11 protein-coding genes are annotated in these 15,864 nt (G+C 41.1%); 7 read left to right on the forward strand and 4 right to left on the reverse strand.

The window, feature by feature from the left end:
• Positions 1-6 precede the first annotated feature (6 nt).
• The 4 genes from FAZ15_RS12935 (at position 7) to FAZ15_RS12950 (ending at position 6,124) form a co-directional block, all read left to right on the forward strand.
• Positions 7-1,392 carry an NADH-quinone oxidoreductase subunit N gene (locus FAZ15_RS12935; protein WP_136901741.1) on the forward strand — a complete coding sequence of 462 codons (1,386 nt, stop codon included), beginning with the start codon at positions 7-9 and terminating at the stop codon, positions 1,390-1,392.
• Positions 1,393-1,507: 115 nt separating this feature from the next.
• Entirely contained in the window at positions 1,508-4,039 is a 2,532-nt protein-coding gene (locus FAZ15_RS12940) for a DUF5686 and carboxypeptidase-like regulatory domain-containing protein (RefSeq protein WP_238387246.1), read from the forward strand.
• Positions 4,040-4,120: 81 nt separating this feature from the next.
• The gene (locus tag FAZ15_RS12945) at positions 4,121-4,894 is read left to right on the forward strand and encodes an enoyl-CoA hydratase/isomerase family protein (RefSeq protein WP_136901742.1); all 774 of its coding nucleotides are present in this window, start codon (positions 4,121-4,123) and stop codon (positions 4,892-4,894) included.
• 183 nt (positions 4,895-5,077) lie between these two features.
• The gene (locus tag FAZ15_RS12950) at positions 5,078-6,124 is read left to right on the forward strand and encodes an AI-2E family transporter (RefSeq protein WP_136901743.1); all 1,047 of its coding nucleotides are present in this window, start codon (positions 5,078-5,080) and stop codon (positions 6,122-6,124) included.
• Here the strand turns inward: FAZ15_RS12950 and FAZ15_RS12955 are convergent, their stop codons facing one another.
• Positions 6,125-6,763, reverse strand: a complete 639-nt coding sequence (locus FAZ15_RS12955; RefSeq protein WP_136901744.1) for a 4'-phosphopantetheinyl transferase family protein — start codon at positions 6,761-6,763, stop codon at positions 6,125-6,127.
• A 655-nt stretch (positions 6,764-7,418) separates the two neighbouring features.
• On the opposite strand from FAZ15_RS12955, the gene dcd reads away from it, so the two are divergent.
• Positions 7,419-7,955: a dCTP deaminase gene (dcd, locus tag FAZ15_RS12960; protein WP_136901745.1), complete on the forward strand. Its 537-nt coding sequence runs from the start codon at positions 7,419-7,421 to the stop codon at positions 7,953-7,955.
• A gap of 73 nt (positions 7,956-8,028) precedes the next feature.
• Here dcd and prfB read toward each other — a convergent pair.
• Positions 8,029-9,112, reverse strand: a protein-coding gene (gene prfB / locus FAZ15_RS12965) for a peptide chain release factor 2 (protein ID WP_136901746.1) whose coding sequence is annotated in 2 segments (ribosomal slippage) — positions 8,029-9,051 and positions 9,053-9,112 — 1,083 coding nt in all. Because the reading frame shifts where the segments join, the coding sequence is not laid out codon by codon here.
• 130 nt (positions 9,113-9,242) lie between these two features.
• Here prfB and pgi point away from each other — a divergent pair.
• On the forward strand, positions 9,243-10,895 hold the full coding sequence (pgi, locus tag FAZ15_RS12970) for a glucose-6-phosphate isomerase (RefSeq protein WP_136901747.1): 1,653 nt from the start codon (positions 9,243-9,245) through the stop codon (positions 10,893-10,895).
• Positions 10,896-11,014: 119 nt separating this feature from the next.
• On the opposite strand, the gene FAZ15_RS12975 is transcribed toward pgi, so the two are convergent.
• On the reverse strand, positions 11,015-13,132 hold the full coding sequence (locus tag FAZ15_RS12975; RefSeq protein ID WP_136901748.1) for a carboxy terminal-processing peptidase: 2,118 nt from the start codon (positions 13,130-13,132) through the stop codon (positions 11,015-11,017).
• Between the two features lie 179 nt (positions 13,133-13,311).
• Positions 13,312-14,412 carry a tetratricopeptide repeat protein gene (locus tag FAZ15_RS12980; protein WP_136901749.1) on the reverse strand — a complete coding sequence of 367 codons (1,101 nt, stop codon included), beginning with the start codon at positions 14,410-14,412 and terminating at the stop codon, positions 13,312-13,314.
• Positions 14,413-14,528: 116 nt separating this feature from the next.
• Here FAZ15_RS12980 and FAZ15_RS12985 point away from each other — a divergent pair, with 116 nt between their 5' ends.
• The gene (locus tag FAZ15_RS12985; protein WP_136901750.1) at positions 14,529-15,809 is read left to right on the forward strand and encodes a replication-associated recombination protein A; all 1,281 of its coding nucleotides are present in this window, start codon (positions 14,529-14,531) and stop codon (positions 15,807-15,809) included.
• Positions 15,810-15,864 lie beyond the last annotated feature (55 nt).

Raw genomic sequence — 15,864 nt, forward strand, 5'->3', positions numbered from 1 at the left:
AGAATTATGGGTGCGATTATAACGCTGTCTTTATTAGGAATATTAGTATTGTATTTAGGGCTGTATAAAGCCAAGAATGCCTTATTGCCCGTTACATTGCTCGGGTTAGTAGTGGCGCTAGGTTTTGAAATAGCTGCATGGGACACAGGCGCTACGCCTATATATCATGGAATGGTTGTGTTTGACAACCTAGCACTGTCGTTTTCTATCCTTTGTATTGTCATTACTGGATTAATATTACTGCTTTCCAAAGAATATTTTAGAGCTATTAGTAGCAATGTTGCAGAGTATTATACATTAATACTGTTCTCGCTGACGGGTGCATTATTGGTCAATTCCTATCATAACTTTGCCATGCTTTTCGTTGGAATAGAAGTCATGTCAGTTGCACTTTATATATTAGTAGGTATACGAAAAACCGACTTCAACTCGAATGAAGCGGCCTTAAAATACTTCCTGATGGGAGCCTTCTCGACAGGCTTTTTGTTGTTTGGAATTACCCTATTATATGGTGCTACCGGCACATTTGATATTACCGGAGTGAAAGAATATGTAATCGGTAATCCGCAGACGATCTCTCCATTATTCTATGGTGGGATATTGCTGCTCTTGGTCGGTTTATGTTTTAAAATAGGTGCGGCACCGTTTCATTTTTGGACACCGGATGTATACGATGGGGCTCCTATATTGATCACAAGTTATATGAGTACGGTTGTGAAAGTAGCTTCCTTCGCTGGTTTTTTGCGCCTATTCAGCTATGTGTTTGTTCCCCTACATGATTATTGGACACCGGTTCTACTCGTTATCGTGATCATCACTTTATTTATGGGTAATATCAGTGCGTTGATGCAAACCAGCTTTAAACGTATGCTAGCCTATTCGAGTATAGCGCATGCCGGTTATATGTTGTTTGCTATTGTGGCGATAGGAGCAGATTCTGCCTCAGGAATCTTTGCCTACGCGATCGCTTATTCGTTGGCTTCTGTAGTCGCTTTTGGAGGGTTAATATTGGTGAAGCGGGCACATGGATCGGATCAATTTATTGCATTTAACGAACTTGGAAAAACAAACTCACTATTGGCTATTGCCATTACTATAGCCATGCTCTCGTTGGCAGGTATTCCCCTTACCGCGGGATTTATTGGGAAGTTTATGATGTTTCATACCGTTATGCAGGATTATAAAATTACACTGTTGATCCTTGCTGCCATCAATGCGGCGATAGGTGTTTTTTATTATTTGCGCGTGGTTGTCCACATGTATTTCAAGTCTGCTGATGAAGGGGTCGTAGAGGTAACCGTGCCGCTGAATTTTAAAATCGTTTTTATCATTGCTACCCTAGTGACCGTTTTAATAGGGCTGTATCCGGATTGTATCCTTAGTATATTGTGAAAATACGTAGTCAATTATGATAAAGGAGGTTTTTCTAATGGAAAACCTCTTTTTTCTTGCGTTAAATTTTGAACTTTCTCTACAAATTGTATCTTTATAATTGACCAAGGTTGTTATGGGCAGAGAAGGAAAATTGTTGCTATTACGTATGTTTTTGATAGGAGTCATTGTGAATTTCACAATCATCTCTACATTGGCACAATCTATTCTTAAAGGTCGGGTAATAGATGAAGAATCGCATAGGCCGATTTCGGGAGCAAGTATTTTAGTGAAGGGAAGTACAACCGGTACCTCTACAGATGCTTCGGGACAGTTTTCGATCCCATACGACTCCTCTTCCGAGTTGATCGTTATGATCAAGGCACTCGGCTATTTATCGTTCGAAGCTCCCATCTATACGCAGGACTCTTTATTGACGCTGTACTTGAAGCCCGATCAAAACGAAATTGAGGCGGTCGATATATTCCGAAAAAGAAAGTATTCGAATAGAAATAATCCCGCCGTTGAACTTATTGACATGGTGATCCGGAATAAGGGACAAAACAGACTTTCGGGTAAGGATAGCCTATACTTTAAGCAGTATGAAAAAATAAAATTTGGATTAGTTGATCCGCCAAGCGCTGCTAAAAATCGTCTCGGAAACCTGAGTTTTTTCTTTCGGAATGTTGACACCTCCGTAGTTGCGGGCAAAGAACTGCTTACGCTATATATGGAAGAAAATATCTCGGACAACTATTCCAAGCAAAACCCTTCCCGTCAAAAGAAAATCATCCGCGCGCAGGAGAAAACAGAATTTGATCCACGCTATATCAATAACCCCAATATGCAGTCGTATATGAACTACCTCTTCCAACCGGTAGACATCTATGACGAAAGTATATTTTTCCTTAATAAGCTCTTTTTAAGTCCGATTGCAGATAACGGTAAGATTTACTATAAGTACTATATCCTTGATACGGTTCGTACGGCCAAGGAACTCTACGTGCGGCTAGCTTTCGAACCACGGAATAGCACCGACCTATTATTGCGAGGCGAATTGCAAGTCTCTTTGGATGGTAAGTATGCCGTGAAGCAAGCGAATATGTCCGTTGGAGCCAACACCAACGTCAACTGGGTAAATGAGTTTGCTATTCGCTTGGCCTATTCACCAGATCGGGATGGCAATATGCTTCAGGATACGGCAATGGTACGTGTCCTATTTGGTAGGGGGAAGACGGATGCCGTATTTGGCGAACGCTTGAGTGTCAATGAAGATTATAATTTACGGATGCCTCTTCCTGAAGGATTGTTTGCCGGAGCACCGATTGAAGCCAAATTGGATGTCAACTCTATCGTAGGCCAAGATCGTCCCGTTGCGCTCAACCCTGTGGAGCAGCGCACCTACAGTAATGTAGACAGCGTTAACAATTTGAAATCGTTCAAAACCTTACTCTCCCTAGGATACCTCTTTTCGCAAAGCTACTATTCGTTGGGAAAGGTAGAGTTAGGACCATTAGAATACGCATATCATCAGAATAATCTAGAAGGCAATCGCTTTAGATTGGGCGGACGTACGACAGAGGCTTTTTCAGATAAAGTTTATTTGGAGGGATATCTGGCCTACGGAACGCGGGATGAGGCTTGGAAGTATTTTTTGAGATCTGCCGTATCGCTAAATGGAAAATCTATCGCGACTTTTCCTGCCCACTATATCGAAGGCACCGTCCAGCACGATGTTTTTGATCCGGGTAGAGGTATTGGCTTTTTAAAGGGTGATAGTTTCTTTCAAGGGTTTCGAACCAATAGGCCGCTAAAATGGTTGTCCTCCGATGCATACCGATTTGGACATTTAGTAGAGTTTGGGAATCATATTAGTCTTTCTACAAACCTAACCCATCAGCGCCGGGTACCGGTGGGCGATTTGCGTTTTCCGCTAGCAATAGATACCACCCAATTTTTAGACCGAATTAATACGAATGATGTACAATTGACGCTCCGATGGGCACCTTTCGAAAAGTTTTATTACCGCAATCTCCGGAGGACGACAGTGGTCGAAAAATATCCAATTTTCAGCTTGCAATACAACAAGGGATTGGAAGGTTTTTGGACGGCATCATATAATTATGATGCGTTACGGTTTTTTGTATCCAAAAGATGGTTTTTAAACCAGCTCGGCTTTGGAGATATGACTTTCTCCGTGGGGAAGATCTGGGGAGAGTTGCCATATCCACTCCTAGAAATGCCTAACGTCCAGGAAATCAAAGACCGTCATACAATTTCCTACGAACTGACCAATAATATGGAATTCGTCGCCGATCAATTCATTAAATTTTCCTATGATCACCAGCTTCAGGGGTTTATTTTTAACAAACTTCCCCTGATTAAAAAGTTAAAACTGCGCGAAGTATTTGGCGCAAAAATGTTCTATGGAGATCTGTCGGCTTCGAATAACCCCTACAATGGCGTAGGAGGTGTTTATTTTGACAACGATGAGGAAGGAAATGCCATGACGCATGTTATGGGCAAGAACCCTTATTGGGAAGGATATGTCGGCATCGATAATATCCTTAAAATAGTTAAAGTCGAATATATAAAAAGACTCAATTACCTCGATCACGCGAGCATAAATAAAGAACGGTTTCGCGTTTCGCTCCATTTTGATTTCTAAAACAAGACGACGCTTATCTCGGCATCATTTTCGCTAAAAGCAGATAACACCTCACAGATTTGTAACCGTAAATACATAGAAATGACATCATATAACAACTTACTCTTGCAGGTAACCGATCAAACTGCAGTTTTGACCGTAAATAGAGAACAGAAATTAAATGCATTGAACCGGGAGACCGTGCTCGAGCTTACTACGGCATTCCGTTTCCTGGAGCAGCAATCCGAAGTAAGGGGAGTGATCCTTACAGGAGCGGGAGAGAAGGCATTTGTTGCAGGTGCAGATATTACCGAATTTGCATCCTTGGATGATACTGGCGCCGAGACCTTAGCCAATGAAGGGCACGGTCTTATGGATACGATTTACAATTTTTCTAAACCCGTGATCGCAGCTATCAATGGCTTTGCGCTTGGGGGAGGTTTGGAGTTAGCCTTGTCCTGTCATATCCGGGTGGCTTCCACCAATGCGCAGCTGGGGCTACCGGAGGTCTCCCTTGGTATTATACCAGGCTATGGCGGTACGCAGCGCCTCACGCAGCTGATAGGGCGCGGAAAAGCCCTTGAGATGATCATGACCGCCGACAGAGTAGGAGCCAACGAGGCATATAACTGGGGGCTGGTGAATCATGTCGTTGATCCCGCTGCGATCATGGATTTCAGTAAGCAACTCCTTCAGAAGATATTTGCTAGATCTCCAAATGCCATTTCCAAGGCGATTGATGCGGTAAATGCCGCAATACAAACTCCTCAAAAGGGGTTTGAGAAGGAGATCGAGTTATTCGGCCAATGCTTCGCCTCTCCGGAAGCAAAGGAAGGGATTAGAGCCTTTATTGAAAAGCGAAAACCAAATTTCTAGCGCATTGTTGTTATATCATTACAGATACATTTTTTCGAGCGATCAAGCTCACAAAACGATTTTTTATATATGAAATATCCATGTAGCATAGGCTGCACAAACACGAATGAATATAGTTTGGATATTCCATATGACAATTAAAGTCAAACCGAGCTTGCGAGCTCACGAAGTAATTATACACATATGAATAACGCTGTTTTTTCTCAAAAGGAACGGAATATCATCATCCTCATTATTGTCCTTTTTCTCGGTGCTATACTGATGTATGCATTAAAGGGAATTTTTAGTGCTATTCTAGGAACAATGGTCATGTACACCCTGTTTCGAAGGCTCAATCGGTTTCTGATCGAAAACTGGCATTGGCCTAAGCCGCTTTCTTCGGTGTTTATTATTATTATTTCCCTTTTCATCATTGTTCTTCCATTTGTAGGTATTGGCTCTATGCTTTTGAATAAAGCAAGGGAGCTACAAGATAATCCCGACTGGATAAACAGTATTATTGATGCGATCAATACATTTGTCGGTGATAAGTTGGGCAAGCCCGACTTTCTAAAGGAGCAGCTTGAAGCCAGCGCAGCCTATGCCGGTGAACTGTTGACAGCCGTTTTGGGTATGGCAGCCAATATATTTTTAGAAATATCTGTCATGTATTTTATCTTGTACTTTCTATTTGTCAATTACAAAGGCTTCGAAAATGGCATCGTTTTTTATATGCCTTTTGACGCGGAGAATGCAGTAGAATTTGGTACTGAGTTAAAAAACATTACCTATTCCAATATCGTCGGTCAGACCTTTATAGCGATTGTACAGGGGGCTTGTCTTGCGTTGGGGTTTTGGATCTTTGACGTTTCGGATCCCCTATTTTGGGGTGTTATCTGCGCTATATTATCGTTTATTCCACTTATAGGTCCGCCCCTGATTTTCGTTCCGGCGGCGATGATTCTGTTCGCCGAAGGTCAGAGTTGGCAAGCTGTTGGATTATTACTCTGGGGTTTTGGTCTAGTCATCAATATCGACAACGTATTAAGGCTTGTAATCGCCAAAAAAATAGGCGATATTCATCCTATCATTACCGTAGTAGGGGTTATCATTGGGCTTCCATTGTTCGGAATCATGGGATTAGTATATGGCCCCCTTCTTCTAGCCTACTTTTTAATAGCCGTAAAAATTTATAAAGCCAATAAACGCTTGGCGTTAAAACGAGAGCAATTGGAACAAGATCAGCCCTAACTATTCCGCTACGTAGCCTAACATATAGGCGTTGAATTTTTCATAATGTACATGAAAGTGATGTTCCTCATCTCCTTTTTTTAGTGTCAACGTCATCACCCCTTGCGCCTTATAGTTAAAAGGCAGTATGGTCATGTCATGCAAAAAGGAAACTCCTTTATTTCCCTGCAACTTGTAAACAGCCTCCTTTGCACACCAACAGGCATATAGCTGTTCAATTTCATGTTCGGCAGAAATAAAGCTCAACTCTTCCGGTTTAAGAAATTTTTCTTTAATCCGCAGTACCTTGTCTTTTACGATTTCGAGGTCAATTCCACATTCCCCATTGGTACTGAGCATCACGCCCGCATAATCGAAAGAGTGGGTGAGCGAAATTTTATACGGGTAGTCTGGAAGGTAAGGCTTACCATTGGAATCTGAAGGGCAATTGATATATTCGCTCGTTTGTAATAAATAGCGCAGCAGCACACGGGTAGCCAACCAATGCAATGTTCGTTTGCCTTTGCCCATCTGTTGGAGCCTTGCTTTTTCATGTTCATCCAATTGAAGTTTCGCCAAGAGTTCTTGCGCATTCTCTTCAATCTTCCAAATTGCAAATTTGGTTGTGCTGTCTAGCTCCCTTAAATATACCAGTGCCATAGATAAAAGTAAACAGTAAAAAGGGAAATGGCAACATTAAATTTAAAAACATCTTATACACGAATTGTGGTCTTTTGTTTATTTAAGGTTAATTATTGGGATTAAAGGAAGGTTTAAATTCGATATTTGTTGAGGCTGGTCCACCGCCTTGCCTTTCCGTCGCTGCCGCGACACGGCCTTCATTTTTTTGCTTGACCAAAAAAACGAAGCAAAAAAAGTCAAGACTTGGTCACTGTTACGCTAAAAACTTTTGGATTTACTAAACAGATCTGAGCCGTTGCACTTCGTAGATCTGTTCTTAACGCAAATCCATAAGCTTTTTTAACGCTACATCGACCTAGATCGTCCTTTTAAATTAAGCTAAAGTTTAAACTAATATTTAAGATTAAAGCACTATCCTTTCATCACCGATAAATGTCGCCTGTGAAGCTTTAGCTACGCTGAGCTCCACTTCGTTCCGGTTTGGCAATAGCAGGAGGAGGCACTATCCCTACTGCTAAAAGGTTCGAGCGACACGGTTTTGCGTCCTTTTGAAAAGACAAAAGGACGAGCCAGTCGCGGCTTGAGCGACATATTAATGTTAAAAGTTGCTTGGATTCAAGTAATAATGTATTTTTGGAAACTTACTGGCTCAGCTGGTTATTAAATTACCCATATGATCTTATCAGACAAACGAATATTAGAGGAAATAGAAACGGGAACAATTGTTATTGAACCATTTGATCGTAAATGGTTAGGTACAAATTCCTATGATGTACATCTGGGAAAGTATCTTGCAACGTACAGAGACCGGATTTTGGATGCTAAAAAACACAATGAAATCGATCATTTTGAAATTCCGGAAGAAGGTTTTGTGTTGCAGCCAAATACGTTATATTTAGGCGTGACATTAGAATATACCGAAACCCATGCACATGTTCCATTTCTAGAAGGGAAGTCGAGTACGGGTCGATTAGGTATTGATATTCATGCCACCGCAGGTAAGGGAGATGTGGGCTTTTGTAATACCTGGACACTGGAAATTTCGGTCGCACAACCTGTTCGTATATATGCGGGTATGCCTGTCGGTCAATTGATTTACTTTGCTGTTGAAGGAGAGATCGAGACATTATATAACACAAAAGGCAATGCCAAATACAATAGTAAAACCGTGCGTCCGGTAGAAAGTATGATGTGGAAAAACTCTTTTTAAAGACAATAAGAAAAAAGGATTAAAGAACAAAGAAATATCCCCCCTGCTCGTTGATCCTTTTTTCTATGCTATATTAACCGCCAAATTCCATCAGATAGGATTTCAAGAATTCATCCAGATCCCCATCCAGTACCCCTTGCGTGTTGGAGGTTTCCGTTCCGGTTCGTAAATCTTTAATCAATTTATAAGGATGCAACACATAATTACGTATCTGCGATCCCCATTCGATTTTCTTTTTAGACCCTTCAATAGCGGCACTAGCTTCTGCACGTTTACGCATTTCAATCTCGTACAACTGCGATTTTAAGAGCCGTAGTGCATTTTCTTTATTCTGAAGCTGTGATCGGGATTCTTGATTTTTGATAATAATACCTGTCGGTTTGTGATGAAGACGTACTGCTGTTTCGACTTTGTTTACATTTTGTCCACCAGCTCCACCGGCACGAAAAGTATCCCATTCGATTTCGGAATCTTTAACATCGATCTCAATATTATTATCTACTAATGGATATACGTATACTGATGCAAAAGAAGTATGTCTTTTGGCGTTGGAGTCAAAGGGCGAAATACGTACAAGGCGATGAACTCCATTTTCGCCTTTTAGGTAACCATAGGCAAAATCGCCCGACAACTGTAAGGTTACTGATTTTATACCGGCAACATCGCCCTCTTGGTGATCCTGTTCCGTTACTTTACAGCCATGCCTTTCTCCCCACATGATATACATACGCATCAGCATTGCTGCCCAATCACAGCTTTCTGTACCTCCAGCGCCAGCCGTAATTTGTAAGATCGCATCCAATTGGTCCTCCTCAGCACTGAGCATGTTTTTAAATTCGAGTTCCTCAACATGGGTCAGCGCAATCTGGTATTGCTCTTCAAGTTCTTTCTCTGTCGCATCACCAGTTTGGTAAAACTCGTACAGTACGTAAGCGTCTTCTACGGCAGAGGAAACTTCATCGTATTGATCAGTCCATATTTTTGTGATTTGAATGGATTTTAAAACGTTCTCCGCAGCTTTAGAATCGTCCCAAAAATCGGGCTGTAGGGTGATAGCGGTTTGTTCTTCTATCTCTACTTTTTTTGCATCTATGTCAAAGATGCCTCCTCAGGGCCGTCACTCTATCCCTCAAGTCTTGAATGTGTTCTTTCGTCATAAAACAAAAGTAAACAGTAAAAAGGAGAAATAGGCATAAACCTGTTCAATTGTGTAATAAACTTAGATAAATTTGCTTTAATAGGTTTCCGCCTAGAATTGTTATCTTTGGATTAAACACAAATTTAAATATGTTACCATCCATAAATTTTACGGAAACGCCTGCCTATCAGTATCTGGCGGATCATTATATTGCCATTAACGAGAAATCGATACGTCAGCTTTTTCAAGAAGATCCACAGCGGTTTGAAAACTTCTCGGTGAAGTTAAACGACATTCTATTGGATTATTCCAAAAATAGAATTAATGCTGAAACATTTGTATTACTTATCCAATTAGCACGCGAATGTCAATTGGAAAAAGCAATCCATGCTATGTTTTCAGGTGAAAAAATAAATGTTACGGAAGGACGTCAAGTATTGCATACCGCTTTGCGTAATCAAGCGGGCAATCCGATCATTGTAGATAATGAAGATGTGATGGCAAAGGTAAAAGCGGTAAAGGAGCACATGAAAGCCTTTTGCCAACAGATACATTCTGGCACGTGGAAAGGCTATACCGGAAAAACGATTACAGATATCGTCAATATCGGGATTGGTGGTTCGGACTTAGGCCCTGTAATGGTGACAGAAGCATTAAAAGCGTATAAAACACATCTCAACGTGCTCTTTGTCTCCAATGTGGACGGAACACATATCGCCGAAACATTGAAAGGTCTTAACCCGGAAACCACCTTATTCTTAGTTGCATCGAAGACTTTTACTACCCAAGAAACCATGGCAAATGCACAATCGGCAAAAGACTGGTTCCTGAAATCCGGAGCGGTAGAAGCCGACGTAGCCAAGCATTTTGCTGCGTTGAGTACAAATGAAAAAGGTGTTTCGGCATTCGGTATCGATCCAAAAAATATGTTTGAGTTTTGGGATTGGGTAGGTGGTCGCTATTCCCTGTGGTCTGCCATCGGTCTTTCTATTGCACTTTCCATCGGATTTGACAATTTTGAAGAAGTATTGCAGGGCGCCTATGAAGCAGATATACATTTTCAAGACGCCAGTTTTGAAGAGAACATACCGGTAATATTAGCGATGTTAGGGATATGGTATAATAATTTCTTTGGGGCCGAAAGTCATGCCATATTGCCGTATGACCAATATTTACATCGTTTTGCGGCTTACTTTCAACAAGGAGATATGGAAAGTAACGGCAAGTATATAGATCGAAACGGCAACCGTGTAGATTATGAAACGGGGCCTATTATTTGGGGAGAGCCAGGGACCAACGGGCAACATGCTTTCTATCAGTTAATTCATCAAGGAACAAAACTGATTCCTTGCGATTTCATTGCACCTGCCGTGTCGCACAATCCGATCGGCAATCATCACCAGTTGTTACTGTCCAACTTTTTTGCACAGACTGAAGCATTGATGAACGGCAAGAGCGAAGAAGAAGTTGTTGCTGAACTCCAGCAAGGGGGTAAATCAGATGTGGAAATTGAAAAATTAAAAAACTATAAAGTGTTCGAAGGTAATCGTCCTAGTAATTCCTTTCTGATCAAGAAAATTACACCTCGAAGTCTTGGAACATTGATCGCGTTTTATGAACATAAGATCTTTGTGCAGGGGATCATCTGGAATATTTTCAGTTTTGATCAATGGGGAGTGGAATTGGGTAAGCAGTTGGCAAATAAAATATTACCAGAATTGGAAGATAATGCTCCGATTTCAAGTCACGATAGCTCTACCAATGGATTGATCAATCAATATAAAAATTGGCGAGCCGATTAGTACTATTGTGAAGCCGTTAGATGTAAAGTCAATACACTTTACGAATTATTCGGCTTTACGAACAAACAAAAAACCTTCAACGTAAGCTGAAGGTTTTTTTATTTAATAATGCTACCGCGTTATTTGCTAAGATTTGCTAATGGAATAAAGTCTGACATCACATTCAAACTTTCATCAAGTACAAAGTCGAATTCCGTTTTCGGTTGAGGTTCTCCTTCTTTCCAAAGTGGAAGTCCCCGTAATTCCAAAACTTTGTTGATACGTGCTCTATTTTTTGCGATACTATTATCGCGTTCCGTTTTAAGTTTTGTTTCGTTCAAGCTAATCTGCGGTACTGATTCAATTTTGTTGAACTCTTCAATATCCTCTAACAAGAATTTGTATTCCGGTGATTTTGCCATCCGTGTCTGATGAGATGCATTCAGTTTTTGAATCGTTGAGGTAAGATCGTCTATTTTAGCATAGGTCGTCGTCTTGATTTGATCCCAAGGCAAAGCCGAAGGCTCTGAGCTTTCGCCAAATTTCTCCGCAGAATACTGCGTCGGAAAAATGACATCAGCATCTACACCTTTATGTTGCGTACTGCTACCGTTTACACGGTAAAATTTACCCATCGTGATGTTGATTTGTCCGAATTCAGGCGCACCGTTTGGCGTGTCTGGGTCGCCTCCTGCAGCTTTCAATAATAACCTGTTAGTGGGGCTGATAAAGCGTGCCATCTCAATAGCCGATTGTACAGTTCCTTTACCATAAGTCGTAGAACCTAAGATAACGCCTCGGCCATAATCTTGAATTGCGCCCGCGAAAATTTCAGATGCTGATGCAGAAAACCTGTTGATAATTACACCAAATGGCCCACTCCATTTTACGCCACTCTCGTTATCACTTTCTACTTCAACACGGTTGCGGACATCGCGTACCTGCACTACAGGGCCTTTGTCAATAAACAATCCTGTAAGTTCTATTGCCTCTTGTAGCGATCCTCCACCGTTATTACGTAAATCCAATACAACTGCATCGACCTTCTCATTATTAAGGCTATCCAAAATCAATTTTACATCACGGGTAGTACTCTTATAGTCTGGGTCACGTTTGCGGTAAGCGTCAAAATCAATGTAGAACTTAGGCAAGGTAATAACGCCCACCTTATATGATTTGCCGTCTTCACCTTGGACAGTTTTAATCGATTTTTTAGCAGATTCTTCCGCGATAACGATTTTTTCACGCGTTAATGAAACCGTTTTTGGTTGTGCCGTCAGCTCCTGTCCCGCAGGAAGTATTTTTAAACGTACAACGGTTCCCTTAGGTCCCTTTATTTTTGCTACAGCTGCATCTAGACGCCATCCGATGATGTCTTCAAATTCGCCATTTCCTTGTGCCACACCGATAATACGGTCGTCCATTTGTAAGGTCTTGTCTTTAAAAGCAGGGCCTCCGGCAATAATTTCCTTAATCGTCACCATTTCGTTTTCCATCTGAAGACGTGCACCTATACCTTCCAATGTGTTAGACATTCCTTCGTTAAATGCCTGGGCAAAAGAAGGGTTATAATACGTTGTGTGTGGATCTACAGCATCCGTCAAAGAGGTCATAATCAATTGAAAGGCATCGTTTGAATTTGTTTTTTTTGCTTGAGAGATTAAGTTGTTGTAGCGTTTACGCAACGTCTCTTTATGTTTTTCCTCGTCAGCATCTTTGTCTGTACTGGTCAGCCGAAGATTTAGCAAGTCATATTTCACACGCTTGCGCCATTGGTCTTTCAGTTCCTCTTCCGATTTAAACCAGTCCAGTTTCTCTCTGAAGTTCGAATAATTCTCATCCACTGTAAAGTCGTGGGATGCATCAATCTGCGTTAGCGCATATTCCATGCACTGTAAATAACGCTGAGAGTAGATGTTGAAAATATGAAAGGATGCAGATAGATCTCCTTGACGGAAATCCTGACTGATTGTGTTTTTATATTGTTGGATACCATCAATATCCGCTTGGATAAGGTAAGTTTTGCCTTGATCTACGGATTTTATTAAATTGTTGAAAACAATAGCAGATAAAGAGTCACTCATAGGTATCTTTTTATAGCTGTGATTTTCAAGTAGCATGGCTACTTCTTTTGCTATGACCTCATGTTGCACCGTAGGAGCTAAGTTTATACCTCCCTCTTCCAATTGTACACGCGGCTTCGATCCACATGCTACAACGGAGATTAAGGCTAAACAAAAAATTAAATTTTTAAACATATGTAACGTTGTATTAAATATCATTCTTCATTCTTCTTGCAAAATTCTCTCCAAATCTTGCAAGGGCTAAATTTAGTTAAAAAAATATCAAGCTTATATCTGCTTAACGTAATAAATTGCTAAAATGTGTCAATTCACTTGTAACTTTCGTAGTACGCCCGGATTATGGGGGGCATCGCCTAAAAAAGCTCTGTCCTTAGGGCCCAGTAATGTTCAAGATTCTCTGCCGCGTCATCAATATTTCGTTGGATCATGTTGATACGGCCGAGTTTTTCGACGATGGCCAGCTGCAGCAGCTTGTTGTTCTCTTTGCGCGCAAGATTATTCGCTCGATCCAGCTCTTTTTTTGCGACACTGTAGTTTTTCTGAATGATTTTAGACGAAGCCAACATATATTCTATCTCGGCTAGTTCATTCGGAAAATTCTTTGTTTCGGCCAGATCGCGAGCCTGTATTAAAAACCATTGTGCTTCCGTGTGTTTGTTTTGCATTTGGTAAATCGAAGCCAGTTCCTGCCAGGCCAGTAGTTTGCCTTCGTAATGTTTGCTCCTGTTAAACAAGGGGATAGCTTTTCGGATAATGGTATTTTCAGCAGAATTGAAGTCTTTGTCCTGAGCCTGTATCTTGGCTATTTTCACCAACGATTCAGCCTGCTCCACGATGCTTTTATCCTTTACAGCTTGTTGGTAATAGGCCTCTTCATAGTTACCAGCCTCCATAAAGTTTTTAGAATAGATCAATAGCGCAGACAAGTTAGACTGAATAATTCCACGATCGCGCGTGTTCTCCTGTTTATTCGCTTGTTGTAAAGCGCTTTCCAAGAGCGCGATCGCACGGTTAATCTGTTCTATGGATAAAGACTGGCTGGCATACTCATTAAGCAATCCATAGGCTATTCCGTGGTTTTCTTGCTGTATGTTGGTTTCAATCACCGTATTCCAGCCAAGTTCATCTTTCGGTAGCGGGTTTACAATTTTTTTTACCAATCCTTCGTTGTTCGTCGATTTAAAATCAGCGATTAGACGTTGGTAGACCATAGCCTGTTGGATGCTATCCTGGAACGATAAAATTTCTGCGAATGTATCCGTGAGCATTTCTTCTTTCGTCCGCGGAGCAGGCAATACATACACTTTTGGCCCCACACCCTCGAATTCGGTATTATATTTTGTGACGAATCCAGCCGGATCCAGCGGTACTTCCCGATTTTGGGCAACGACTAAATCTACCTGAAAAACAGCCACTAGTACAGATACGACGGGAATAAAAAAAGATCTTTGCATATAACTATTTTATCAAATTTACTTAAAATGCTTTATATTCACAAACGCTACTCCTGCTCCGCTAAGGTATGACCTCAGTGCGTTGAGTTTGGATAAAATCACTTAAGTTTGTAGATATGGTTACACGAATTCCGTTGGCAGAGCGATTACGGCCCAAGAATTTAAACGATTATGTCGGTCAGCAGCACATTGTAGGCGAAGATGCCGTCCTTCGAAACGCAATAGTACAGCAAAATATTCCTTCTATGATACTCTGGGGGCCTCCAGGAGTTGGGAAAACAAGTCTGGCATTTTTGATTGCCAAAGAATTAGAACGGCCTTTTTTCAGTTTGAGTGCAATAAAATCGGGGGTGAAAGATGTAAGAGAAGTCATTGATAAGGCCGAACAACTGATGAACTTCAATCAAGAGCAGCCTATCCTTTTCATCGATGAGATACATCGATTTTCAAAATCTCAGCAAGATTCGCTATTGGGTGCGGTCGAAAAAGGATTAGTCACGCTGATCGGTGCTACAACAGAGAATCCTTCTTTTGAAGTGATTTCAGCATTATTGTCTCGCTGTCAGGTTTATGTATTAGAAAATTTAAATGAGGAGGATCTAATTTCATTGATTCAGAAAGCCATTAAGGAAGATGAGTTTTTGAAAAATGACACAATAAAAATTAAAGAATTTGATGCGTTAATTCGGGTCTCAGGTGGCGATGCCCGACGTTTGTTGAACGTATTTGAGCTCGTCGTGAATGCTGCTGTTCCATACGGTAAGATCATTACAAATGATTTTGTATTGCAGCAAGTACAACAAAATATGGCACGCTATGATAAAACAGGCGAACAGCATTACGACATCATTTCGGCATTTATCAAATCCATTCGTGGCTCCGATCCAAATGCAGCTGTATATTGGTTGGCACGGATGATAGAAGGCGGCGAAGATCCCTCTTTTATTGCGCGGCGACTGTTAATTTTGGCTTCCGAAGATATCGGCAATGCCAATCCAAATGCGTTATTGTTAGCTAATAATTGCTTTCAGGCAGTCAATGTGATAGGTTGGCCAGAGTCTCGGATTGTTCTTTCTCAGACAGTTACTTATCTTGCGAGTTCGGCCAAGAGCAATGCTGCTTATGAAGCAATCAACAAAGCACAGGCGTTGGTGAAACAGACCGGCGATCTGTCTGTACCTTTACACCTTCGGAATGCACCAACCAAACTGATGAAAGAGCTAAACTACGGTGTCGAATATAAATATGCACACGGTTTTACTGGTAATTTTGTAAATCAGGAGTATATGCCCGAGACCATAAGCAATACAAAACTGTATGATCCCGGGAAAAACAGTGCAGAGGACAAGCTTCGGCAGTCGTTGAAAGAGAAATGGGAGAATAAATACGGATATTGAGTGTGGAGATGTAAAGCCGTAAGATTGGCTTTACGAATAATCAACTTTATGACTT

Origin of the sequence: Sphingobacterium olei (assembly GCF_005048855.1) — a bacterium.
GTDB classification, from domain to species: Bacteria; Bacteroidota; Bacteroidia; order Sphingobacteriales; family Sphingobacteriaceae; genus Sphingobacterium; species Sphingobacterium olei.

Bases quoted from the DNA above. Each gene is read 5' to 3' on its own strand.
- pgi (WP_136901747.1), top strand. From the start codon at position 9,243: ATGTTACCATCCATAAATTTTACGGAAACGCCTGCCTATCAGTATCTG.
- FAZ15_RS12940 (WP_238387246.1), top strand. From the start codon at position 1,508: ATGGGCAGAGAAGGAAAATTGTTGCTATTACGTATGTTTTTGATAGGA.
- FAZ15_RS12975 (WP_136901748.1), bottom strand. From the start codon at position 13,132: ATGTTTAAAAATTTAATTTTTTGTTTAGCCTTAATCTCCGTTGTAGCA.
- FAZ15_RS12935 (WP_136901741.1), top strand. From the start codon at position 7: ATGGGTGCGATTATAACGCTGTCTTTATTAGGAATATTAGTATTGTAT.
- FAZ15_RS12955 (WP_136901744.1), bottom strand. From the start codon at position 6,763: ATGGCACTGGTATATTTAAGGGAGCTAGACAGCACAACCAAATTTGCA.
- FAZ15_RS12985 (WP_136901750.1), top strand. From the start codon at position 14,529: ATGGTTACACGAATTCCGTTGGCAGAGCGATTACGGCCCAAGAATTTA.
- FAZ15_RS12980 (WP_136901749.1), bottom strand. From the start codon at position 14,412: ATGCAAAGATCTTTTTTTATTCCCGTCGTATCTGTACTAGTGGCTGTT.
- dcd (WP_136901745.1), top strand. From the start codon at position 7,419: ATGATCTTATCAGACAAACGAATATTAGAGGAAATAGAAACGGGAACA.
- FAZ15_RS12950 (WP_136901743.1), top strand. From the start codon at position 5,078: ATGAATAACGCTGTTTTTTCTCAAAAGGAACGGAATATCATCATCCTC.
- FAZ15_RS12945 (WP_136901742.1), top strand. From the start codon at position 4,121: ATGACATCATATAACAACTTACTCTTGCAGGTAACCGATCAAACTGCA.